At 48.6% G+C, this 23,303-nt stretch carries 19 protein-coding genes and 1 pseudogene; 13 read left to right on the top strand and 7 right to left on the bottom strand.

Annotated elements, in window-relative coordinates; translation table 11 throughout:
* The first annotated feature begins 77 nt into the window (after positions 1-77).
* Positions 78-563, top strand: a complete 486-nt coding sequence (locus tag I8U23_RS10335) for a transglutaminase-like domain-containing protein (protein WP_037994357.1) — start codon at positions 78-80, stop codon at positions 561-563.
* Entirely contained in the window at positions 560-2,161 is a 1,602-nt protein-coding gene (locus tag I8U23_RS10330) for an asparagine synthase-related protein (protein WP_049719744.1), read from the top strand. The genes I8U23_RS10335 and I8U23_RS10330 overlap by 4 nt, the downstream gene beginning before the upstream one ends.
* 53 nt (positions 2,162-2,214) lie before the next feature.
* Here the strand turns inward: I8U23_RS10330 and dnaI are convergent, their stop codons facing one another.
* Positions 2,215-3,138: a primosomal protein DnaI gene (gene dnaI, locus I8U23_RS10325; protein WP_198051028.1), complete on the bottom strand. Its 924-nt coding sequence runs from the start codon at positions 3,136-3,138 to the stop codon at positions 2,215-2,217.
* A gap of 175 nt (positions 3,139-3,313) precedes the next feature.
* Between dnaI and I8U23_RS10320 the strand changes: the two genes are divergently transcribed.
* A complete protein-coding gene (locus I8U23_RS10320) occupies positions 3,314-5,206 on the top strand; it encodes a terpene cyclase/mutase family protein (RefSeq protein WP_049719746.1) in 1,893 nt (630 codons plus the stop codon).
* 70 nt (positions 5,207-5,276) lie between these two features.
* Here I8U23_RS10320 and I8U23_RS10315 read toward each other — a convergent pair whose 3' ends face one another.
* Positions 5,277-6,119 carry a DegV family protein gene (locus I8U23_RS10315; protein ID WP_198051027.1) on the bottom strand — a complete coding sequence of 281 codons (843 nt, stop codon included), beginning with the start codon at positions 6,117-6,119 and terminating at the stop codon, positions 5,277-5,279.
* Between the two features lie 160 nt (positions 6,120-6,279).
* Positions 6,280-6,627 carry a DUF1904 family protein gene (locus I8U23_RS10310; protein ID WP_198051026.1) on the bottom strand — a complete coding sequence of 116 codons (348 nt, stop codon included), beginning with the start codon at positions 6,625-6,627 and terminating at the stop codon, positions 6,280-6,282.
* 415 nt (positions 6,628-7,042) lie between these two features.
* Between I8U23_RS10310 and holB the strand changes: the two genes are divergently transcribed.
* Complete coding sequence (gene holB, locus I8U23_RS10305) at positions 7,043-8,071, top strand: DNA polymerase III subunit delta' (RefSeq protein ID WP_052186662.1); 1,029 nt, start codon at positions 7,043-7,045, stop codon at positions 8,069-8,071.
* A 96-nt stretch (positions 8,072-8,167) separates the two neighbouring features.
* On the opposite strand, the gene I8U23_RS10300 is transcribed toward holB, so the two are convergent.
* Positions 8,168-9,826, bottom strand: a complete 1,659-nt coding sequence (locus tag I8U23_RS10300; RefSeq protein ID WP_037994366.1) for a PucR family transcriptional regulator — start codon at positions 9,824-9,826, stop codon at positions 8,168-8,170.
* Positions 9,827-9,961: 135 nt separating this feature from the next.
* Between I8U23_RS10300 and ald the strand changes: the two genes are divergently transcribed.
* From ald to I8U23_RS10255, 9 genes and pseudogenes are all read left to right on the top strand, one after another.
* A complete protein-coding gene (gene ald, locus I8U23_RS10295; protein WP_037994369.1) occupies positions 9,962-11,077 on the top strand; it encodes an alanine dehydrogenase in 1,116 nt (371 codons plus the stop codon).
* Positions 11,078-11,235: 158 nt separating this feature from the next.
* On the top strand, positions 11,236-12,444 hold the full coding sequence (locus I8U23_RS10290) for an MFS transporter (RefSeq protein WP_037994371.1): 1,209 nt from the start codon (positions 11,236-11,238) through the stop codon (positions 12,442-12,444).
* 119 nt (positions 12,445-12,563) lie between these two features.
* Positions 12,564-13,925 carry an aspartate aminotransferase family protein gene (locus I8U23_RS10285; protein WP_198051025.1) on the top strand — a complete coding sequence of 454 codons (1,362 nt, stop codon included), beginning with the start codon at positions 12,564-12,566 and terminating at the stop codon, positions 13,923-13,925.
* 12 nt (positions 13,926-13,937) lie between these two features.
* Positions 13,938-15,464: a pyridoxal phosphate-dependent decarboxylase family protein gene (locus I8U23_RS10280; protein WP_198051024.1), complete on the top strand. Its 1,527-nt coding sequence runs from the start codon at positions 13,938-13,940 to the stop codon at positions 15,462-15,464.
* Positions 15,454-17,289 (top strand): IucA/IucC family protein, encoded by a 1,836-nt coding sequence (locus tag I8U23_RS10275; protein WP_037994375.1) that lies wholly within the window; start codon positions 15,454-15,456, stop codon positions 17,287-17,289. The genes I8U23_RS10280 and I8U23_RS10275 overlap by 11 nt, the downstream gene beginning before the upstream one ends.
* Entirely contained in the window at positions 17,267-17,854 is a 588-nt protein-coding gene (locus I8U23_RS10270; RefSeq protein ID WP_037994377.1) for a GNAT family N-acetyltransferase, read from the top strand. The genes I8U23_RS10275 and I8U23_RS10270 overlap by 23 nt, the downstream gene beginning before the upstream one ends.
* Positions 17,841-19,211, top strand: coding sequence for a lysine N(6)-hydroxylase/L-ornithine N(5)-oxygenase family protein (locus I8U23_RS10265; protein ID WP_198051023.1), 1,371 nt, complete (start codon positions 17,841-17,843; stop codon positions 19,209-19,211). The genes I8U23_RS10270 and I8U23_RS10265 overlap by 14 nt, the downstream gene beginning before the upstream one ends.
* A 16-nt stretch (positions 19,212-19,227) precedes the next feature.
* A complete protein-coding gene (locus I8U23_RS10260; RefSeq protein WP_198051022.1) occupies positions 19,228-21,009 on the top strand; it encodes an IucA/IucC family protein in 1,782 nt (593 codons plus the stop codon).
* Positions 21,010-21,203: 194 nt separating this feature from the next.
* Positions 21,204-21,780 (top strand): annotated as a pseudogene (locus I8U23_RS10255) (GrpB family protein); the annotation flags it as partial.
* Between the two features lie 28 nt (positions 21,781-21,808).
* Here I8U23_RS10255 and I8U23_RS10250 read toward each other — a convergent pair.
* The 3 genes from I8U23_RS10250 to I8U23_RS10240 are packed head-to-tail and all read right to left on the bottom strand — an operon-like array spanning position 21,809 to position 23,246.
* Complete coding sequence (locus I8U23_RS10250; RefSeq protein WP_175413206.1) at positions 21,809-22,180, bottom strand: AMP-binding enzyme; 372 nt, start codon at positions 22,178-22,180, stop codon at positions 21,809-21,811.
* 17 nt (positions 22,181-22,197) lie between these two features.
* Complete coding sequence (locus I8U23_RS13620) at positions 22,198-22,737, bottom strand: AMP-binding protein (protein ID WP_170151198.1); 540 nt, start codon at positions 22,735-22,737, stop codon at positions 22,198-22,200.
* Positions 22,671-23,246 carry an AMP-binding protein gene (locus tag I8U23_RS10240; protein ID WP_062842858.1) on the bottom strand — a complete coding sequence of 192 codons (576 nt, stop codon included), beginning with the start codon at positions 23,244-23,246 and terminating at the stop codon, positions 22,671-22,673. The genes I8U23_RS13620 and I8U23_RS10240 overlap by 67 nt, the downstream gene beginning before the upstream one ends.
* Positions 23,247-23,303 lie beyond the last annotated feature (57 nt).

Genomic DNA, 23,303 nt, shown 5'->3' with positions numbered 1-23,303 from the left:
GAGTGATAAGTGAGAGGAAAAGTACAGTAGGGGTTCGGGAATACTGTGCTTTTTTTATGGATTGGAGGCTTTCTTGGGTGAATCTGTATTTTGTTCTTTTGTTTGCCAAGGACCGGGCGGCCAAAGTTCCTCCATTACCGTTCAAGCGGTTGCTCCGGGTGATCGTGATTTCGGTTTGGATGCTTTTGATTTACCGGATTTACGGTTTAAACAAAGCCATGGACCGGCTCAAGTCGATCCGATGCAAAGATCCCGTGCGCATTAAAAATCCGTTGGCGGAATTTTTGTTCGCCAGGCGGGTGATGGTCTGGTCGCAATTTGTGGTGTCCCTGTTGAATGCGGGAAAAATTGATTCTTTCCTCCGTTCCCTGTCATTGTGTGCGTCTCTTAAAAAGTTGGGGATTCCGGCGCAAATGGTGTTGGGGGAAAAAAGTGACGACCATGTGATTGAAAATTTGCATGTCTGGGTTGAACTCCGGCAGATTCCCCTGAATGAATCATGGGAGGTTGAATGGCACTTTCGAGAAATTAAGCGTATTCCGGAAAGGTTTGACGTCCATTGAGAAAATTTGATCCGATCCAGGGATTCATTGATTTCGGTTTTTTTCAGAGTTTTTTCCAATTTTACGGTGAGGTCTGGGGTTATCCGCCCCGGTTGGAACCTTTGATGAAGCTGATCCAAAACAACAACTGGCATGAGGCCAAAAAAGAATTCAAAACATTGTTGAAAGAAGGGCCCGGTTTTTTAAAACAAATCGACGGTGCTTTTATTGTCGTTTATTTTGAAAGGAAAGAAAGAACCGGATTGATTTACCGAAGTTTGTTGTGTAAATATTCCCTTTATCTGCGCCGGACCAGGCGGCAGATCTTTTGGTCCACCCGGATTGAACAGGTACTGGGAGAAGACCGTCCCTATTTGTCCAAAGTGAAAAAGGAAGAACTGGTGGGGTCCTGTTTTGCGGAAGTCCAGGAGCCATCCCAGACCTATTTTCGGGATATCAAAAAGCTGCCGGCCGGGCACATGATCCGCGTCCACCGGGAGAATGAAGAGATGACCCTGTTTGACCAATTGCGTCCCCGGCCGGATTATGCCAAGTTAAAATGGGACCAAGCGGCGGATTTGGTGATCGAAATCCTGACCCAAACGATCCAGGACCGGATTGAACCGGCCGACCGGGTGGGGGTTTTGCTGAGCGGAGGCATTGATTCCTCGGCGATTCTCATGATGTTAAAATCCTGCCAGATCCCGGTCGTTGCGTATCATTGGGGATGGCGCGGCGAAAAGTCCAAGGTCCGTTTCAGCGCGGAAAAGGTGACACGATTGGCGAATGTCCCGCTCATTATCCTTGAACCGGGGGATTTGAAGGCGTTAACAAAAGATGCCAACCAATTTTATTTGCCGTATCCCGGCTTGGATTACCTGATGATCAAAGAAGCCCGCAGGCAAAGCCAAAAGGACGGGATCAACCTGCTTGCTTCCGGGTATTTTGGCGACTATATTTTCGGCTATGACGGAACCGGACGCTTTTCCAAGCGGATATGGAACAAAACGTTATCCAGACGGCTGATGGAAAAGCTGGGAATGCTTCGCCCGACGTGGGCCAATCATCCGGAAGACATCCCGATTCCGCTTTTTTTTACCGACAAGGCGGCAAAAGAAGCCAAAAATTATCTAGGCTCGCTGAAAGAAAAAACCAGTGCCCGGCAAGCGATGGGGTATTCATTAAACCGGGACAAGGAGTCCCTTATTCAGTTGCATCAATTGTCCCCGCATCAAATGAACATGTTGTTTCCCTTTGTCAGCAGAAAACTGATGGAAATCGCCATTTCCCTGCCTTCTGAAATGAAAGTGCTGTTTCGCGGGGGGCAATGGATCGAAAAACCGGTGTTGAGACAGGCGTTTTTTGATTGGCTGCCGGGTGAAGTGATTGCCTATGTGCCCCGGCAGTACCGGGTGTTGCCGATGGAGGCCCGTTTTTTGCTGAAGCACCGGGAACAAGTCAAAGAATTGCTGGATGAAGACTCGATCTTGGCGGATTGGGGAATCATCCATTGTGAACGGCTGAAAGAATGCCTGGAACACCAGCGGTTGCTGATGTTGTCGACCAAAGGGCTGATTTGGGCATTCATGACAGAAATATGGCTCCGCTCTTTGTTGTGACCTTCATCAGAAAGCTCCTTCTCACGGGAAAGGGGTTTTTTGATGAAGGTTTTTCATTCAGCGGGATAGCGCCGGTTTCGTCCCTGAACCAACACCGGTTGCACAAAAGGACGAATTCGTTCCATCAACCGCTTGGCTTTTAAAATTTCCCATCCGCCTTTTGCCGTATAGCTGAAGTGTTCTTCCAACTCATCCAATGTCATGTTGGATGTATAGATGGTCGGCCGTTGGTCCGTCATCCGTCTTTGTAAAATGACGGAAAGCACTTCGTCCCTCAGCCAGGGGGTCAAGGACTCGGCGCCGATATCGTCCAGGATCAGGACTTGCGTGGTTTTTAACGCCTCGATTTTCCGGCTGATTTGATTATCGGCAATGGATGCTTTCAATTCTTCGACCAAGGCGGGGAAATGAACCATGATCGAAGAGATGTTGTGTTTGGCCAATTCATTGGTGATCGCACCGGCAATGTAGCTTTTGCCCACCCCAAACGCCCCGTATAAATACAGGCCGTAAGAAAGAGGGGATTCTTTGAAACTGATGCAGTAATCCATGGCGGTCAAAATGGCTTTGTTCCGTTCCGGGTGGTCGTAGTCAATCTGCTCAAACGTCGATTGTTGAATTTCTTTGGCGATGTAATGGCTTTGAATCAGCGATTTTTGTTTTTCCGCTTTCCATTTGCTGCATTCATGCATGGTCAAGTCCAGATAACCGCCATACTCTTCCAGTTCCGGGTAATGTCCCTTCATCATGTTGGGGCATCGGTCCAGCCCCGGACATTGTTGGCAATTGGAACGTTCCATCACAAATTGCTGAAGGAAGGAGAAAGAACGCTGATAAACTTCTGTCGGAAGTTCAGGATGTTGCTTCCTGAATTCTTCGACCAGCGGAAATTGAAGCAGGAGCTTTAACTGCCGTTCTTTGTCGACCGCTTTTACGTTTTTGCCCACCGGAACCATCACATTGTTGATCCGTTTCATCACGAACCTTCCTCCTGCAATCGATGTTGATCGTAATCTCTATTCTATCAGGAAACGGAATAGATTTTTACTCTAAAATCAGGAAAATATCATGGAAAATTCCATTCTCAAATTTTAGTCATTTGTCATCGCGCCCTGAATATGTTTTAACTAGCAGGAATGAAGGAGCAGTGCGATGCAAAGTCAATGGATTCTTCATGTTCAAGCGATGATTCACCGGTTGAAAAAAGAGTTGATCCAAAAACAGAACCCGGATGGAACGTGGCCGTTTTGCTTTGAAAATGGAATTGGGACCGACGCGTATTATGTCCTGTTGCATCAAGTGTTAAAGCGTCCTGACCCCGGCACCTTGGCGCCGGTTTTGGAACGTATTCTGGACAAACAAACCGGTGATGGAACCTGGAAAGCGTTTCCGGATGAGAAGGAAGGGAATGTTTCCGCCACTTTGGATGCCTCCCTTGCGCTTTTGTATTCCGGGGTGAAAACGCCCGATGATCCTTCGCTCAAAAGAGCGCGCGACTTCCTGCTTTCCCGCGGCATGGAAACGAAAGCGGGCTCCTTGACGCAAGTGGTTCTGGCATTGCTTGGGCACCGGAGTTGGTCGCGCATCACCAAACTGCCGGTTGAGTTTTTTCTGTTGCCGGCCGCAAGCCCTGTCAATTTTTTTGATTTCGTGGGATATGCGCGTGTTCACATCGCTCCCGTCATGTTGGCGTCCGATCAGGATTTTTACATTCATCTCAAAGGTTATCGGGAAGTGGAAGACTGGTTGCCTTCTTCTTTTCGGACGTATATGGAACGCATGCACCCGGATTATTTTTGGACCAAAGAGGATTTGCTTCCCGCGGTGGAAACAACGGCTTATTCCACGTTTTTTAAGAAGAATGTCCATCAGCGGGCCCTTTACTGGGGAGAGAACTTTTTGCTTTCCCGCATTGAAGAAGACGGGACGCTGTACAGTTATATGACCAGTACCTTTTTGATGATTTTTGCTTTGTTGTCTCTCGACTATCCGCCTGATCATCCGTTGATCCAAAAGGCAATGGAAGGATTGGACCGGATGATTTTTCCTCTTCAAGAGGGCGCTCATTTGCAGGAGGCAACTTCGACGGTTTGGGACACTTCCCTGGTGATGACGGCATTGCAAAATGCGGGCCTTTCGCCCGGGCATGGTGTGATACAGAAAGGAAGAAATTATCTTTTGTTAAAACAGCATACATCGTGCGGAGACTGGTGTTTAAAGAATCGTTATGCGATTCCGGGCGGATGGGGATTTTCCGACACCAATACGATCAATCCGGATGTGGATGATACGGTTCAATGTTTGCATGCAATTGCTCCGGCTGTCCGGGAAGGCTGGGCGCAGGATGAATGGAAACGGGGATTGCAATGGTTGTTGAGCATGCAAAACCGGGATGGCGGATGGCCTGCTTTTGAACGAAACACGAACAAGATGTGGCTCAAGTTGTTGCCTGCCCGCAATGAAAAAAGAGTTTGGGGCGACCCGTCCACTGCGGATCTGACCGGACGCGTTTTGCATTTTTTGGGATCGGAGCTTGGCTGGACCATCGACCGCCCCGAAGTCAGGCGGGCATGGAGTTGGCTTTATCATCACCAGAATTCCGACGGTTCTTGGTTTGGCCGATGGGGCGTTTCCTATATTTATGGAACTTGGGCGGCGCTGAAAGGACTGGCTGCGGTGGGAGTGCCCGAAACCCATGTTTCCGTGCAAAAAGGGATTCGGTTTTTACTCTCCAAGCAACGTCCCGACGGGGGATGGGGAGAATCTTGTTACAGTGATGCGGAGGACCGGTTTGTTCCCCTTTCGTTTTCGACTCCGGTGCAAACGGCTTGGGCATTGGATGCTTTGATCGCCTACCATGACCATCCGACACCGGCGATTGAAAAGGGGATGGCTTGTTTGTTGGAAATGATGGAGAAACGTGGGGAAGAATGGTCTTATCCGGCGGGAGCGGGTCTTTCCGGGCAGTTTTATGTGTATTACCACAGCTATCCGTATGTTTGGCCTTTAATGGCGATGACACATTATCTGCAAAAATATAGTTGAGAGGGGACCCGCCCTTTTTTTGTGCAAAAAACATCCACTCCTGAAAACACAGAAAGTGGATGAGGTCATGTCAATCCTGGGGATGGATGACGATGCCCAGCAAACCGGGGCCGGCGTGGACTGCCAGAGTGGGGCTGATCCATCCCAGATAAGTTTCGGAAACATTTCCGGCGTTTTTCACTTGATTCAACAGCGCTTCGGCTTCCTTTTCAGCTTGGGTGTGCAACACGGCAATCCGGGCGCGTGTGGAAGACAGATGCTCGTAAACGGGGACCATCAGCTTTTTGAGGGCTTGTTTTTTTCCGCGTGCCACCGAGTGCGTGTGCAGTTTTCCTTCCGAATCAAAAGTGATGACGGGTTTGATGGAAAGCATCGATCCGAGAGACTTGGCCACTTTCCCGATTCGCCCGCCTTTTTGCACGTATTGGAGCGTGTCCAGGATAAAATAGGCCTTAATTTTTTCTTTGGTTTCGTGGATCTTCCGGATGATTTCCTCATAATTCTTTGTTTTTTGGATCAGCCGGGCCGTTTCCAGCACCAAAAATCCCAGTATCCAAGAAACCCCTTTGGAATCAATGACATCGATCTTCATGCCGGAAATCTCTTGTGCACACAAACGGAAGGTGTTGTGGGTGCCACTGAGGGAAGCGGAGACTGTCAGAACGATGCAGTGGGTATATCCCTGCTCTTGTAAAGAGTGATAGATCCGGGTGATATCTTCGGGGGAAGGCATGGATGTTTTGGGGACTTCGTGTTCGAGGCGGTTTATGATATCCCGGGAAGTGATATCGATTCCATCGCGGAATTCTCCGCCGGAATAATGGATGCGAAGCGGGACAACGTGAATGTTGAGTTTTTCAACCATTTCACAGGGTAAATCACAGGTGCTGTCTGTGACCAATGCAATTTTCATTCAATAACCTCCTTAAAGTACTTTCAGTATACGGGGTTCGGCTTTCTGTTTGCAAGAAAAATAATATTAGATATAAAAAGAAATTTATATTTTATATGAATATATGGGCAAAAAATCAGCTCACCTGTGATACCAGGCGAGCTGACCGGATCGATGCTCCTCAGTATGAATGCAGGAAGGGGGGAGAAGGAATGTTCTCCAGAGGTTGTCCGTTCTTGTAATAGAGGGAGGGATAGAGGAGAATGAAAAAAATGTGTGTATTTGAAAAACCTTTTTCTTCCAATAATTGATGGAGTTTGGCAACCAATTGGTCATGCACTTTTTTGTCCCGGGGAAACATCAGGATTTCCAGTGAACGCGGTGACTGGATAATCGGTTCGACCTGAAGCAATTCAATTTTTACTTTTTCTTCAGGGACTTGTGCCATTTTGGCAAAGTCGGTGACAATTTGCGGGGCCAATTGCTTCAGGGTTTCCTTCGGAAAACCTTTAAAACGTAAAAAAGGCATAATTCATTTCCTTTCTATGTTGTTTAATCAGGTCCCATTGTAGTTTTATCATAAATTTGCATGGATTGTTGCGGTTTGTTTTGGGTGGAATTCAGCTGTGCAGGCCGCTAATTAGATTGTACCGATCGTCTTTTCCGCGAATCAAGGTTTCTTTGCTCCGCTGGTTCCGGCTTAAGCAATAATATTTCGGGTTACTAAAATTTATCAATACAAAACAAAAAAGTGCTTGGTTTTTATCGGAAACAAAGAGAATTCTGCCAAATGCCAACGGGTTTTGTCGATCCGGGAACGGGCGGGTTCAATGGATGGTTGTCTCCCGGAGGCCATGTGCGGATCTTTTTAATGATCGCTTGATTTTTGTGCGTGGAAAATGCAAAGATGAATGAAGAGAATGTTCGCGCGGGGAGGCGTTGCCATGTCTTTTGAAAATTCCCTGCAACCTCATCTGGCAGAGGTGCTGAAAAACGCGATCCAACGAAACCGGTTGGCGCATGCATATATTTTTTACGGCCCCAAAAACACGGGGAAAAGAGAAATGGCTTTGGAACTGGCCAAAGCCGCCAATTGTGAACGGAATGAAGCGGATGCCTGCGACCGGTGTCCTTCTTGCATTCAAATTGCGCAAGGCAATCATCCGGAAGTGTTGAAGATCCTTCCGGAGGGAAATGTAATCAAAATTGCGCAGTTGAGACAGTTGCAATCGCGTTTTCGTTACAGCGCCCCGGAAGGCGTGACCCGGTTCGCCATCATCGAGGAAGCCGAAAAAATGAGGGATGAAGCCGCCAACAGCTTGTTGAAATTTTTGGAAGAACCGCAATCCGCCATGGTGGTCATTCTCATCACCAGGCATTTGTCCGATGTGATTCCAACCATCAAATCCCGTTGCCAATTGGTCCGTTTTTCCGAGATTCCGCCATCGGTCAAAAAAGAACAGCTTTTGAAAAAGGGGATTCCGGAGGAACTTGCCGGCGTCTTTGCCCGACTTTCCGGTTCATTGGAAACGGATGGCGAAGCGTATGACGACGGGAAAATCAAACACTATGCGTCCGTGGTGCATCAGGTGAAAGAGTGGGGGGGCCGGATTTTGTCAGGCAGTCCAGATGCATTGCTCACCCTTTCCGAATCGTGGCTGTTGGATGAAGTGAAGGAAGAGAGAGCTTGGTTTTTGTTGGATGTGTTGCTTTTGTATTACCGGGACATTTTGATGAATTCATTGAAAGGGGAGACGGAAATTTTTCGCGATTCCGGGATCGAACGTTTGAGCATGAGGCATTCTCCCGGGAAAATCATGCTGGCGATGGATAATGTCCTGATTGCCCGCCGTCTTTTGGTCAGACCGCAGCTAAACTGGCAAGGCATCTTTGAACAAATGATCGTGGCCGTGTCGGAGGAACGGTTGAGTATGAAAAACGGCTGGGAACTCATTCCGTTGTCCAAAGTTTAACAACGGACAAGCAGTTTCCGATCATCCGGAGAAAAACGGACGCGTTTTTTGGATTCCACAGGGGACCAAAGGACGCGTCCGGTTGTTTTCGGGAAGCTATTTTTTCGTGTTTTCGCCACGGCTTGTCAGTAATTCCGGATAGATCAACTGGCATGCTTTCAACGCGGTCTGCAGCGTCAGCTGATTTTCTGTGGTCAAAAAGCCGTCCCCCAATAATTCTTGAAGTTTCTCTAACCGGTAATAGAGCGATTGGCGTGCGATGTACAGATGGTCGGCGGCTGCTTTTTTGGATCCGTTGTGATCCAGGTAAACTTTGAGCGTGTAGAGCAAATGGCTGTTTCTTTTCTGGTCGTGTTCGATGACCGGTCCCAAATGTTGATGGATAAAGTTTTTTAATTGCTGGTCTTTATCTTTTAAATTCATGATCAGCTGGAAAACGCCCAATTCATCATAAAAGGTGAATTCACTGCTTTGGCGGGCGTTCAGATCCAAAACCTGGCGGGCTTCCTGATAACTTTGGCTGATGGAAGCAAACCCGTTGTAACGTTGTCCCACCCCGGCTTTGAACAGGAAACCGGACTGTTTTTTTAATTGTTTCAACAGCTTTGAAACGCGGGATTTCCAAGAGAAATCAGATTCCAGATCGAATGCGATGATGGCGATCTTTTGGTTGCTCCGGGTGATCAGCGGATAAAAGTGATGTTGCTCAAAAATGGCGCGGATGATGATCGGAAAATCGTATTGCAGATATTCCTCCACTTCCCGCCGTTCTTGTTTGGTTTCGGCGCGGGGAAGCCACTCGATCAGGCAGACAAAGCTTTTTTTATGGTTCAGTCCGTAAAAATCGGCCCCCAAATGATGGTGGATTTGGGATTCGTCGAGCCGGTTGTGAAGCAGATCATCCACCCATACATTTTCAGAGTGCAACCGTCTTTCTTCCATATACCGTTTGCGCAAAAGATCTTGAGCAATCGCCAAGGAGGTCCAATCCAAAATCAAAAATTCGTAACGGGTTGGCTTTTGTTTCAAAATCATGCCGATGTGTGCCCAGGTTTGTCCCATGGCACTTACCGGCTGCAGCAGGATATATTGATTTTGAAACGGCCAATACCGGGCCGACCGGTGTTCTGATGTTTCCATGCCGGGAGCCGTCCGTTTATCTTTTAAAAACTGAATGAGTTCGGTTTCTTTTTCGGGTTCCATTTTTGGAAATACAGAAGGCTGATCTTTAAAAGGCAGATAGAGAATGGGTGAATGGGTTTTGTGATACAGCATTTTTAAAATTTTGTTGGTGCCGTTGGGTTCCAGGCTCAAGCGGTGCAACTCACGGGACAGGGCTTCCAGGTTTTTCAGTATCTGAAAATGTTTGTTGATGAGAACGGAATGCAAATCTTGTGTGATATCCACAAAGCGGATGTCGTTGGGAAACACGATCAACGGAAAGTCATGCCGGTTGGCAATTTGAATCAGGTCATCCGGGATCGTGTGAAAGTAGTATCCCAGTTCCAAGCATAAACAGGAAGCATTGAGCCGGATCAATTTTTCCAGATAACGGGCGGGAGAAGCCGAAGAAGATTGAAAATGGATGCCTGTGGCCAGAATCATTTCTTCGCCGTTGATCAACGTGTCAAACTCGGAAACTTCCAAAATATGAACCCACCGGACCCGCCGGTTCAACCCGTTATGGCCTGCAACCACCTTGGCCTCGGCAAATGTCGGACGTTTCAGGATATCTTGCAAAATGAGTGATGCCAATGTGATTCACCTTCTGTGGATAGAGTGTAAGAAAAGGGCGGACAGATTTATGACATGGTGTCTATTGGAACCGCTTTAATAAATAATTTATACTGGAGGCGTACGAATTACAAACGGAAATTAAAGGTGATATTCATGATTATCGGTGTACCCAAGGAAATAAAAAATAATGAAAACCGGGTGGGTTTGACCCCTGCGGCGGTTGCTTCTTATATCAATCACGGGCATGAAGTGTTGATAGAAACCACGGCCGGTGAAGGAAGCGGATTCACGGATCAGGATTATGTGGATGCCGGCGCCAAAATCGTTGGCTCCGCCAAAGAGGCGTGGGCGGCAGATATGGTTGTGAAGGTAAAAGAACCATTGCCGGAAGAGTACCAATATTTCAGAGAAGGATTAATCTTGTACACTTATTTGCATCTGGCCGCCGCTCCCGAACTGACGGAAGCATTGGTGAAAAACAAAGTCGTGGCCATCGCTTATGAAACCATCCAATTGGAAAACCGTTCCCTGCCTTTGTTAACCCCGATGAGTGAAGTGGCGGGAAGAATGTCCGTTCAAATCGGAGCGCAATATCTTGAAAAAGTAAAAGGCGGAAAAGGAATTCTTTTGGGCGGCGTTCCTGGCGTATTGCCCGGTGAAGTGGTCATTATCGGCGGCGGCGTCGTCGGAACCAACGCAGCCAAAATGGCAGTTGGTATGGGAGCCAATGTGACATTGCTGGACATCAATGCCAACCGTTTGCGGGAATTGGATGATCTGTTCCAAGGCAAAGTGAACACCCTGATGTCCAACCCGTACAACATTGCCGAAGCAGTGAAAAAAGCAGACCTGCTGATCGGAGCGGTTCTCATTCCGGGAGCCCGTGCACCGCGCTTGGTGACCGAAGAAATGGTGAAACAAATGAAACCGGGATCGGTCATTGTGGACGTTGCCGTAGACCAAGGCGGATCAATTGAAACCGTGGACCGGATCACCAACCATGATGAACCGACCTATGTCAAACACGGAGTCCTTCATTATGCCGTGCCCAATATTCCGGGGTCGGTACCGCGTACCGCCACCATGGCTTTGTCCAATGTCACCGTCAATTACGGATTGCAAATTGCGGATAAAGGATATCGCCAAGCGGCCTTGGACAACCCGGCACTGGCCAAAGGATTGAATACGTTGGAAGGAAAAGTCACCTGCCTTCCGGTGGCCCGTGATCTCGGCTACGAGTATGTTGATGTGATGAATTTGTTGAAATAAAGTGAAAAAGAGTGAAAAAAGCTGTGCAGATCTTCTGCACAGCTTTTTTTGACGGAGGAAAGAGGGATGGCGTGTATTGACCCATACTTTGGGACAAGCTATGATGATAATAATTCTCATTATCAATATCACGTTTGCGGTTATTAAGGTGGTAAACCATGAGACATCATTATTTATTATTTTTCACACTGTTTAGTACATATTTTGGCTTGTCGATGGTCAATCCCCTTATTGCTCCCATGTTGAGGGAATTGCGTTTGGATGAGACACAGATCAGCATGGTTTTTGCCATTGCTGCGGTGTCTTTGTTTGTATCCAGCCTGGTGTGGGGGGATTATTGTGAAAAACATGGACGGAGAAAGCTTTTGGTACATGGCGTTTTTCATTTTTCCTTTGCTTATCTGCTGTTTGCGTTTGTCATTCAATTGGGGTTTGCAAACTGGATTTCCTTTTCGCTTTTGTTTGCGTTTCTCTTGTTGATCCGGTTGTATGGCGGTGTGGTTTTTGGTGCGGTTTTAACCGGGGCCCAGGCATTGATGGCTGATCTGACCCATGTAAAAGAAAGAACTTCCGGAATGGCGCTTCTCGGAGCTGCCAATGGGTTGGGGATGATATTGGGCCCGGCATTTGCAAGTATCCTTGTTTTGTGGGACTGGACGGTTCCGGTTTATTTTGCCGCGCTTTTCCCTCTGGTCATGGGATGGATATGGATGAGAAAGGAACCTGACGAGCCTGTCAGAAGAAAAGAATCCCGACCGCATACAGAAAAACTCAGCCCGTTTGACCGCAGCATTTTTCCTTATTTGTTGATGACGGTTTTGGTCCATTTGGTCATTGTCATCTTGCAAGTCACCGCAGGTCTGTATTTCACGGACCAGTTGGGTGTCAATGTGAAAACAGCTGCTCAATGGATCAGTCTTTCCATGTTTGCCATGGGAACGGCGGCATTTTTGGGACAAATGGTGATTGTACGTTTATGGAACCCTTCAAATACCTGGTTGCTTCGACTGGGAGCGCCGGTCATGTTTTTGGGATTTTTCGGTTTTTTGCAAAGTGTGTCGATGTCCGGTATGCTTCTTTCCTTTGCGGGAATCGGATTGGGGGTAAGCCTGATGCTGCCCGGGTGCTTAAGTGCCATTTCATTAAATGCAGGGGAGGAGTCGCAAGGGGCGGCGGCCGGATTGAGCGGGGTCGCCAATGGCATCGGGGCGATGGCCGGTCCCGTTGCCGGATCGTTTTTATATGAAATTCATCCGGTTGTACCTTTCGAATGTTGCCTGTGGGTTTTGTCGGGAATGATTGTGATGGCTTGTCTGATCAAACCGCAAACCAAGGAGCACACGCAACCAGTCTTTCATAAAAGATAAAAAATTTACGGAAATTCGTTTACAGAAAAACAAACTTCATGTTAATATAGTCGATGGATAAATGATAATGATAATCATTATCATTATCAATATTAAGCTGAGCCCAAGGGGGATCACCAATGAGCATCACACATGCACAAACCAATCGGTATTATCTCGCGCATCAGGAACAAACAGAATCCAATGCGCGTTCTTATCCCCGGAGAATCCCGATTGCCATCCGGGAAGCATACGGCATTTATGTCACGGATGTAGAGGGGAAAAAATACGTTGACTGTCTGGCGGGAGCCGGGACGTTGGCATTGGGGCACAATCACCCGGTTGTGACCGAAGCCATTGAGCAGACGCTCAAAGACCGGTTGCCTTTACATACATTGGATCTGACCACTCCGGTAAAAGATGAGTTTGTGGAGGAGCTGTTTGACAGCTTGCCCCGCGAGTTCAGGGAAAGAGCGAAAATTCAGTTTTGCGGTCCGGCCGGTGCCGATGCGGTGGAAGCGGCGCTCAAAATCGTGAAAACTGCCACCGGAAGGCGTAGTGTTCTGGCATTTCAGGGCGGTTACCACGGTATGACCCACGGGGCGCTCAGTCTGATGGGGAATAAAGGGCCGAAAGATCCGATTCCGGGATTGATGCCGGATGTTCACTTTTTGCCTTATCCGTATTCTTATCGTTGCCCGTTTGGACAAGGCGGGGAAAAAGGAGCTTCAATTGGCAGTCAGTTTATCCGGAGGACACTGGAAGATCCGGAAAGCGGCATTCCCGCCCCGGCGGCGATGATCATGGAAATTATCCAAGGCGAAGGCGGTGTGATCCCGGCGCCGGATGAATGGGTGCGCGAAATCCGGTCCATCACCCGGAAGCATCAAATTCCGTTGATTGTGGATGAAATTCAAACCGGTATCGGACGTACCGGAAAACTGTTTGCTTTCGAACATGCGGGCATCATACCGGATGTGATCACCTTGTCCAAAGCGATTGGCGGTTCGCTGCCGCTCGCGGTGGTGGTGTATGATGAGGCGTTGGACCGATGGGCTCCCGGGGCGCATGCGGGTACGTTCCGCGGAAACCAATTGGCCATGGCTGCCGGACTGGCAACGATCCGCTATATCCGCCAAAATCAAATTGAACAACATGCCCGTGAAATGGGAGAAAAATTGATGAGCAGGTTGAAAAAGGTTCAAAAAGAATCCCATGTGATCGGCGAGGTGCGCGGCCGCGGCCTGATGATCGGTGTCGAGGTGGTGGATCCTCAACAGGAACCGGATCATTTGGGAAGTTATCTAACCGACCCGGCGATGGCCCGGCTCATTCAAAAAGAGTGTTTTGACCGCGGACTCATTTTGGAGTTGGGAGGTCGTCATGGAAGTGTGGTCCGTTTCCTGCCTCCGCTGATCATTACATCGGAGCAGATCGACTGCATTGTTGAAATTTTTGCGGAAGCAGTACAAGCTGCCGAACAATCAAAAGGCCTGGCTTAAGGGGGAAGGCAATTGAAGAGCAACATGATGACAAAGTTGCCGGTAAAAGACTTGTTTTTGGGACATACACCGGAAGCGTGGTCTTCATACCAACTAGCGATATCAGCTGCACAAACGGTATTGTATGAACATTACGCATCGTTGAACCAACCGTTCAGCGGAACCGGGATTGACGAGCTGGTTTCGTTATTCAAGGACATGCCGGTTTGTCCGGAAGAGGGTCGGGATTTGGGTGAAGTGCTGGAGGATGTCGGAAATCACATTTTAAGACACTCCGTCCGGGTGCATGATCCCGCTTGTTCCGCACATCTTCATTGTCCCCCGCTGACACCGGCCTTGGCTGCGGAGCTTTTGATCAGCGCAACCAACCAATCGATGGATTCCTGGGATCAAAGTCCTGCCGCCACTATCCTGGAAGAAAAAATGGTTTCCTGGCTGTGTTCCGTTTTTTACGGAAACAGTCAGGGGAACGGCGTCTTTACCAGCGGGGGGACCCAGTCCAATTTAATGGGACTTCTGTTGGCAAGGGATCACTTCTTGAAACAGAAGCTGAATATAAACGGGATGCATCAAGGATTGCCGCCGGCGGCGGGAAAAATGAAGGTTCTCTGTTCGGACATCGCGCATTTTACGATCAAACAATCGGCCGCCTTGCTCGGATTGGGAGAAAATGCAGTGGTGCCGGTGACAACGGATGCCAAGTATCAGATGAGTTTAACGGACTTGGATGAAAAGATCAGCCGGTTGAAAAAGGATGGTTATCATTTGTTTGCCATCGTGGCGACGGCCGGAACCACCGATTTTGGAAGCATCGATCCCCTGCAAGGGATTGCGGACAGGGCGGAAGCGGAAAGTGCATGGTTTCATGTCGATGCCGCTTACGGCGGAGCGTTGGCCTTGAGCGAAAAACACCGGCACCGTCTGGACGGAATCGGGCGGGCGGATTCACTGGCCGTTGATTTTCATAAACTGTTTTATCAGCCGATCAGTTGCGGAGCCTTTTTGTTAAAAGACGGGTCCCGTTTTCAACTGATCAAGCGGCATGCAGATTATTTAAATTCAGAAGAAGATGAAAGGTCGGGAATTCCTCATCTGGTTCATAAATCGGTGCAAACCACCCGCCGGTTCGATGCATTAAAACTGTTTGTTTCTTTGCAAGCAGTCGGAAAAAAACGATTTGCCGGGATGATTGACCATACGATAGAGGTGACCAAAAAGGCGGCGGACTGGATTCGGCGGACCGGACACTTGCAACTGGTCAATGATCCGCCCCAAATGAATGCCCTGGTTTTTCGTTATGTCCCCCGTGATCAAACCGTGGATATTCATCGGATCAACCGGGATATTCGCCAAACGTTGATGCAACGGGGGAAAGCGGTGATGGCTTTGACCAAAGTGGACGGGCTGACTTCGCTGAAACTGACGATCATCAATCCCCGGATCACGCTTCCCGTTTTGACGGAAATACTGGAGGAAGTCAGGAAAACCGGATTGGAACTGGAAGAAGAGAGGAGAGAGAAAGACTCGTATGGAGGCTAAAAAAATTGCGGAACAAGCCAGCATGCTGGCCTTTTTCAACTGTTACCTCAGAGAAACCCGGCAATTCAAACGGTATGCCAAGGATGAGTGGGAAAAACACCGGATTCACAACCAAAAAACGGTCGATTCGCCGGCAAAAGAATTTTTGGTTGTTTCCTTACAGCACCATCAGATGGAGATTATCGCCCCGCTGAAATACTGGTCCTTGACCGGCCGGCATCTCTTTTACTTCCCGTTCTTTTACCGGATCGGAGAAGGCGGGAAACTGAGGGAGCTGGATTATGTGACGCTGGTGACGATGCTGACCAAAGAATTGACCGTTGAACGAAAATTGAATGTCTTTCCGGATGAGCTGGTTCTTCGCGTGATCCAAAGCTGCCATGAAATGGAAACGTTTGTGGCGCAGAGATATCAAGATGCAGAAGAACTGTACCGCACGCACTTTGATTATTTGGATGCCGAACAATCCCTCATTTTCGGACATTTGCTGCATCCGACGCCGAAAAGTCGGCAAGGCATTCCGGAGCAGGAGCAAAAGACTTATTCTCCTGAATTGAAGGGACGTTTTTCCCTGCGTTATTTCCGTGCTCACCGTTCCATTGTCAAAGAAGGGAGCAACTTGCCGGAGTCTGCGACGGATTGGATCAAAAAAGAGCTTTGGAACGACCGAGAAGTGGATCCGTCCTTTAAAGAAAAGTATCTGAAAGAGGATGAATATTCCCTTTTGCCCGTCCATCCGTTGCAAGCCAAACATTTGCTGGAGGATGAACGGGTCCGGTCGTTGATGGACAAGGGGTTATTGGAAGATCTGGGGGTCCTGGGAAAAGCTTATTATCCGACCGCTTCCATCCGCACGGTCTACCATCCGGAATCTTCCTTTATGTTGAAATTTTCTGTCCGGATCAAGATCACCAACTCCGTCCGGCAAAATCTGTATAAGGAGTTGGAGAGGGGAGTGGAAGTGACCCGCCTGTTGGACAGTGAGATCGGGTACCGTATGAAGCAAAAATATCCCGGATTTCATGTGGTCAAAGACCCTGCCTTTATCACGATTGAGATTCCCGGTGCGGATGAGTCGGGGTTTGAAGTGGTTTTGCGTGAAAACCCGTTTCAGGGAGGTGGTAAAGAAGACGTGACATTGCTTGCCGGGCTTTGTCAAGATGCCCTGCCCGGATTTGAACCCCGCCTGGCCGCAGTGATCAAAGAGGTGGCAGAAAGGGAAGGCAGAGATCCCGGACAAGTGAGCATCGACTGGTTCAAGAAATACCTGGCGATTTCGTTTGAACCGCTGATGTGGTTGTATTCGGAGTACGGCATTGCACTGGAGGCCCATCAGCAAAACAGCCTGGTAAAGCTGAAAAACGGATATCCGGACCAATTTTTCTACCGGGATAACCAGGGCTATTACTACTGTGAATCGACTTTTGCCAAACTGCAAGGAATCCTTCCGGGCATTAATGAAAAAAGCCATACCCTGTGTGCCGATGCCGTGGCCGATGAGCGTTTCCGCTACTACTTTTTTATCAATCATTTATTCGGGCTGATCAATGCTTTCGGGGCATGTGGCCTGGCGAACGAAAAGGTGCTGTTGGAGGAGCTTGCCGGAGCGCTTCGAAAATGGTTGCCCAAGAACCGAAAACCTTCCCGTTTGATTGAAAGCCTTCTGGAAGATGAATGGCTTCCGGGGAAAGCCAATCTGCTCACCCGTCTTCATGATATGGACGAGCTGGTGGGGCCGATGGAAAGCCAGTCGGTTTATGTTCAAATTCAAAATCCCTTGCGGCAAGGAGAGAAGGTTTGCGATGAAATACCCAGTCATGTCTGAAACGTTTGCGATCAAGGATCCCGATATCGGCAAAGTGATATCGTTTCGCCGGGTGGAGATGGAAAAAGATTTGGACAGGCTGCATGAGTGGATGCACCAACCGCATGTCATTCCGTTTTGGAATTTAAACATTCCCTTTGATCAATACCGGGAGCATTTGCGCAAATTCCTGGCGGATCCACACCAAACCCTTCATATCGGTTCCCTTGACGGCACCCCCATGAGTTATTGGGAAACCTATTGGGTCCGGGGTGATATTCTCGGAAAATATTATGACTATGATCCCGAAGACCAGGGGATTCATCTTTTGATCGGTCCGCCCTCGTTTTTGGGGAAAGGATATGCTTTACCCCTGTTAAGGGCCATGACGTACCGGTTATTTCAGCATCAACCGACGCAAAAAGTGGTTGCAGAGCCGGATATCCGAAATGAAAAAATGATCCATATCTTTGAAAAATGCGGATTTGAATTTCAACGGGAGATTGATCTGCCGGATAAGCGGGCGGCTTTGATGTTTTGTTGCCGGGACACTTTTCAAAGGAGATGGAACCATGGTGAAGCATGAGTCGAATGAGATGTTTGATTTGATCGGAGTCGGGCTTGGCCCCTTTAATTTGGGGCTGGCGGCATTGCTTGATCCCGTGACGGAAGTCAAAGCGGTGTTTTTTGAGCAGAAACCCCGCTTTGACTGGCATCCGGGTCTGTTAATGGAAGGAACCACATTGCAAGTACCTTTTTTTGCCGACCTGGTGACGATGGCGGATCCGACCAGCCGCTATACGTTCTTGAATTATCTGAAGGAACAGCGAAGACTTTATCATTTCTACTTTTTGGAGCGCTTTCTGATTCCGCGCCGGGAATACAACGAATATTGCCGTTGGGTGTCACAAAGCCTGAAAACCTGCCGGTTCGGGCAAAAAGTGACGAAAATCGATTGGGTGAAAGACCGTGAAACGTACTTCCGCGTGGAAGTCACATCGCCTTTGACCGGACAAACTTCGGTTTATCACGCAAAACACCTGGTCCTCGGCGTCGGCAGTGTTCCGTCTGTTCCTCCATCGTTCCAAGGGTTGCCGGAAGAAGATATTTTTCACTCGGCCCACTTTTTGGAGCGGCTTAACCGGTTAAAAGAAGCGGAATCGATTACCGTGGTCGGATCGGGGCAAAGTGCGGCGGAAGTCTTTTACACCTTGCTTCAGGAACAAAAAAATCACGGCTACCGGCTGGATTGGCTGACCCGTTCCACCGGATTTTTCCCGATGGAATATTCCAAACTGGGGCTGGAACATTTTTCACCGGACTACATTCACTACTTTTATTCCCTGCCGCCAAAGGTGAAAGAAGCGCGGCTGAAAACCCAGGATTTGTGGTACAAGGGCATCAGTGCCGCCACCATCGCCGATATTTATGAACTTCTTTACGAACGGACGGTGGGAAATCAACATGTGGCGGTGCGGATGCTGGCCCAAACGGAAATCCAAAAAATCGAGCCGGTGCCGGGAGAAAAGAAATATCGCCTGACTTGTCACCACCGTGAGCAAAACAAAACCTTCACGCATGAAAGTGAAGTGGTGGTTCTGGCAACGGGTTATCAGCATCAGATCCCATCCTGTGTCAAGAATTTGTCCGGCCTGATCGCCTGGGATGAGAAGCAACGTTATCAGGTGTCATTGGATTACCGGCTCAAAAAGACCCAAGAGGCCGAAAATGAGATTTTTGTGCAGAATGCGGAGCTTCATACCCACGGGGTGGGGGCACCGGATCTGGGTCTCGGGGCATACCGGAACTCCGTGATTATCAATACACTGACCGGAAGGGAGATTTACCCGGTTCAAAAGCGGAATGTTTTTCAGCAATTCGGAGTCCCGGAAGAAATCAACACCACAGAGGATGCACATCAAACGTCCTCTTTACCGGTATAAAAGGGAGGGATGCATCATGAATACACTGAAAAGTTTTCAACCGGAAACATGGGAGACCGTTTCCCGGAATTTGTTAACCAAGATGATTGCCGAGTTTATGTATGAAGACATCATTCATCCGGATATGGAAAAGGCGGACGGGGAGAATCAACGTTGCCGTTTGGAGCTGAAAAGCGGTGTCACGTACACTTTCGAAGTGAAAAAACGGTTGTTTGACAGTTACCGGGTTCATGGCGACACCATTTACCGACAGGAAAACGGGGAGGTGAAACCGGCCGACAATCCGATTCAATTTTTGCTGGACATCCAAAGCACCATCGGCATGAATTCAATGACGGCGGGGCATTTGATTCGGGAATACACCCACACCCTGGTGGCGGATGCATATATCCTTGAAAAAAAGAAAAACCAACAGCTGGATTTGACCGAATTGGATTATGCCGAGCTGGAAGGGGAAATGGAAGGGCATCCGTGGATCACTTACAACAAGGGGAGAATCGGGTTTAGCCATGAAGATTACCTGAACTATGCCCCCGAACAGAAAAATAAGGCTAAACTGTCCTGGATTGCCGTGCATAAAGAAAGAGCCGATTTTCATTCGGTCACCGGTGTTGAATACGAGGAGCTGGTGAAAAAAGAACTGGGAGAACAGCAGGTGGAATCCTTCCGGCAAGTCCTCATCCAAAACGGTTTGGATGACAAAGATTATTACTTCATGCCGGTGCATCCCTGGCAGTGGGATCATTATATTGTGCCGTTTTTTGCGGAAGAACTCGCGCAAAACCGGATCATCCTGCTGGGAACCGGGGAAGATGAATATCTGCCGCAACAATCGATTCGCACCTTTGTCAATACAAGTTCCAAAGAGAAGCATCACGTCAAGTTGCCGATGAGCATTTTAAACACCTTGGTTTACCGTGGATTGCCCGGCGAAAGAACCGTGTTGGCTCCCAAAATCACGGAATACATCTGGAACATATGGAAAAATGATCCGTATTTGCACAAGGAGTGCCGGTTGATCTTACCGGGGGAAGTGGCCAGCATCAACTATGATCATCCCTATTATGCCAAGCTTAAAGGAGCCCCGTATCAATATTTGGAGATGTTGGGTTGCATTTGGCGGGAAAGCATTTACAACTTTATGGAAGAAGGGGAAAAACCGATCACCTTGGCGGCTCTGGTGCATGTGGACGGGGAAGGCAAACCGTTTGTCTCCCGGTTGGTGGAAAAATCGGGACTCAGCTTGGATGAATGGCTGGATCGTTTGTTTGAAGCCATTTTGCCGCCGTTGCTCCATTACTTGTATCGCTATGGGGTGGTTTTCTCCCCGCACGGGCAAAACACCATTTTGGTGTTGAAAGATTCCGTTCCGACCCGCCTGGCCATGAAAGACTTTGTCGATGATGTCAACGTGAGCCGGGAACCGCTGGAGGAATTGAAAGATTTGCCGGAAGATCTGAAACAGGTGTTGCGCAGTGAAGAGCCGGAAGGGCTTTGCCAATTTATTTTCACCGGATTGTTTATCTGCCATATGCGCTATCTGTCGGATCTGTTGGAACAATATCATCAGTATCCGGAAGAAGTCTTCTGGAAAAAAGTACGGGACACCATCCTGGCTTACCAAAAGCGGTTCCCCGAACTCCAAGAACGTTTCCGGTTGTTTGATTTGCTCCGGCCGAAATTCACCAAACTTTGTCTCAACCGCAACCGGATGCTGGATTACGGATATGAAGACGATGTGGACCGTCCGCACGCTTCCGAATATGGAAAAGTGACCAACGCACTGGCTTTGTCATAAAAAGACAAACCCCGGGGTTGCCGCTCCGGGGTTTTTTGCACTCAAAAAAGGTTTCATGCAGATTGATTGTGATCAGTGGTACCATGGAATGCCCGGCAAAAATTGAATATCCATAGCAAAGAAGAGAATTGATGGGATCATGGACATTCTTCCTGTAATCGGTGTCAAGATGCTTGGAAAAGGAGTGAATCATCATGGTTGAGGGAAATGGACAGGATCAAAAAAGCAAGCCCATGAGTGACGAAGAGCTTCAGAAAGTTACCGTGGGGGAGTTGAAACCCACAATGCGACCATCCATCTCGAGGAGTATGATCCGCGCTGGCCGGAGTTGTTTGAACGGGAAGCCAAACGAATCCGCTTGGCACTTGGCGACAAGATGTTGCGTTTGGAGCATGTCGGATCCACCTCCGTGCCGGGACTGTGTGCAAAGCCTGTCATCGACATCCTGCTGGTGGTGAAAGATTCACAGATGAATCGGCTTATGTCCCGGCGTTGGAGGAAGCCGGTTATCTCTTGCGGATCCGGGAGCCGGAGTGGTATGAGCATCGTCTGTTCAAAGGACCGGATACGGATATCAATCCGCATGTCTTCAGTTCGGGCGCGGAGGAAGTTGACCGGATGTTGCGGCTTCGGGAATGGTTGCGTACCCACGAAGCAGACCGGAAGAAGTATGCACAAGTCAAACGAAAAAAAAAGAAGTGGCGGCATATTCAAAACTATGCCGACGCCAAATCGCCCATCGTCCGGGAAATCATGGAACGGGCGGATGCAGCAGCCGGTCAGGTTTCAACAAAGATAGTTATTCTTCCGAAGCGTTTACAAGTTGCTGATACATCCGGCGCAACTGTGATTTGTCCACTTTTCCGTTGGCATTGCGGGGAAGCGGTTGCCTGCAGAAGAAAACATCCTTGAGTTTGTGGGGACCGAGTTTTTGGTGTACGTATTGGAGAATCTCTGTTTTTGTAAGTGAAGCCCCTTGGACGGGTTTTACAAAAGCGCAGGGAATTTCCGAACATTGTGGATGAAGGACCCCGGTGACGCTGACATCTTCCACGCCGGGGAGTTCCCGGATCACTTGTTCCACTTCAGCGGGGAAAATCCCGCCGATTTCGGGGGAATAAATTACATCTTTATAACGGTCCACGATTTCCAGAAACCCGTCCTCATCCATTCTCCCGGCGTCTCCTGTCAAGAACCATCCTTGATGAAAAGCTTTTTGGTTTCCTCCGGCTTTTTCCAATACCCGGTGAAAAGTTGCGGGCCCCGAATGGCAACCTCCCCGGTTTCACCCGGTGGAAGCTCTTTTTTGGTTTCGGGGTCCAGGATTTTGATTTCCGGGAATAAATGCGTTTTTCCGACGGTATGGATTTTATCAAGACCCATTTTCGGATTCCATATGGAGATGATCCCGTTTAATTCGGTGGCTCCATAAGCTTGAACCTCCTCAAAGTCCGGTGATTCGCCACTTTTGATCACATTTTCGGGCACTCTGGTCCCTTCGGAGAGGAAACGTTTGAGAGAGGAAAAAGCAGAATCGCTTTGACGAATAAGGGATTGTAAAATGCCGAGTGCATGAGGCGGCAACAAGACGGTGTTCACATTCTCTTTGCCGATGGTCTGTAACAAGGATTCAGCAGTGAGTTCCGGCGGGAAAACAAGGGTTACACCCAAAAAGGATTGTAAACAGACCGGTGCAATCGCTGAAATGTGGAAGGAAGGAGTCGCCACCAGATGACGTGAATACCTGTCCAGAACAAGGGAAGTGCAACTGATTCCACTGGCGAAGTGTCCGGATATTTTTGTAACGCCCTCAAAAGGCCTGGACTTACTTTGTTCTGTTCACAAACGATGGTGTGGCGGATTTTTCCGGTTTCGGCTTCCGTTTGAATCAAGGGATAAAATTGATCTCCCACCAGGAGAAAGTCCGCTTCCAGATCATCGATGGCCCACCGGATCATTTCCGGTTTCCAGTAATGGTTCAGGGGAACCGCGACGGCTCCGATCTTGGCCAAGGCCATCAAACTGAGGGCGAACGAAGCATTGGTTCCGGTCAAAAGGGGAACCCGGTCTCCTTTTTTGACCCCTTGCCCGGATAAATAACGGGCAAATTGGTTGGTTCGTTCCTCGTACTCCCGGTAGCGGATGCGAAAACCGGGAGAAACCAGCGCCTCTTGATCCGGATGGAATTGGGCATAAGATCTCAAAGCATTCCCAAGCGTGCTGGCAATCTGGATCAAGATATCACCTCATGAAAAAATGGATGCTAATGATTTTCAATCCAAAGGCCCTTTCAA

Origin of the sequence: Thermoactinomyces sp. CICC 10735 (genome assembly GCF_016055175.1) — a bacterium.
Taxonomy (GTDB): domain Bacteria; phylum Bacillota; class Bacilli; order Thermoactinomycetales; family Thermoactinomycetaceae; genus Thermoactinomyces; species Thermoactinomyces vulgaris.
Note: the sequence above shows the minus strand (reverse complement) of the source record. Positions and strands in the feature narration are given on the sequence as shown.

Coding starts and splice junctions, on each gene's coding strand:
- dnaI (WP_198051028.1), bottom strand. CDS start 3,138: ATGAAACGGATCAACAATGTGATGGTTCCGGTGGGCAAAAACGTAAAA.
- I8U23_RS10320 (WP_049719746.1), top strand. CDS start 3,314: ATGCAAAGTCAATGGATTCTTCATGTTCAAGCGATGATTCACCGGTTG.
- I8U23_RS10315 (WP_198051027.1), bottom strand. CDS start 6,119: ATGAAAATTGCATTGGTCACAGACAGCACCTGTGATTTACCCTGTGAA.
- I8U23_RS10310 (WP_198051026.1), bottom strand. CDS start 6,627: ATGCCTTTTTTACGTTTTAAAGGTTTTCCGAAGGAAACCCTGAAGCAA.
- holB (WP_052186662.1), top strand. CDS start 7,043: ATGTCTTTTGAAAATTCCCTGCAACCTCATCTGGCAGAGGTGCTGAAA.
- ald (WP_037994369.1), top strand. CDS start 9,962: ATGATTATCGGTGTACCCAAGGAAATAAAAAATAATGAAAACCGGGTG.
- I8U23_RS10290 (WP_037994371.1), top strand. CDS start 11,236: ATGAGACATCATTATTTATTATTTTTCACACTGTTTAGTACATATTTT.
- I8U23_RS10285 (WP_198051025.1), top strand. CDS start 12,564: ATGAGCATCACACATGCACAAACCAATCGGTATTATCTCGCGCATCAG.
- I8U23_RS10275 (WP_037994375.1), top strand. CDS start 15,454: ATGGAGGCTAAAAAAATTGCGGAACAAGCCAGCATGCTGGCCTTTTTC.
- I8U23_RS10270 (WP_037994377.1), top strand. CDS start 17,267: ATGAAATACCCAGTCATGTCTGAAACGTTTGCGATCAAGGATCCCGAT.
- I8U23_RS10265 (WP_198051023.1), top strand. CDS start 17,841: ATGGTGAAGCATGAGTCGAATGAGATGTTTGATTTGATCGGAGTCGGG.
- I8U23_RS10260 (WP_198051022.1), top strand. CDS start 19,228: ATGAATACACTGAAAAGTTTTCAACCGGAAACATGGGAGACCGTTTCC.
- I8U23_RS10250 (WP_175413206.1), bottom strand. CDS start 22,180: ATGGATGAGGACGGGTTTCTGGAAATCGTGGACCGTTATAAAGATGTA.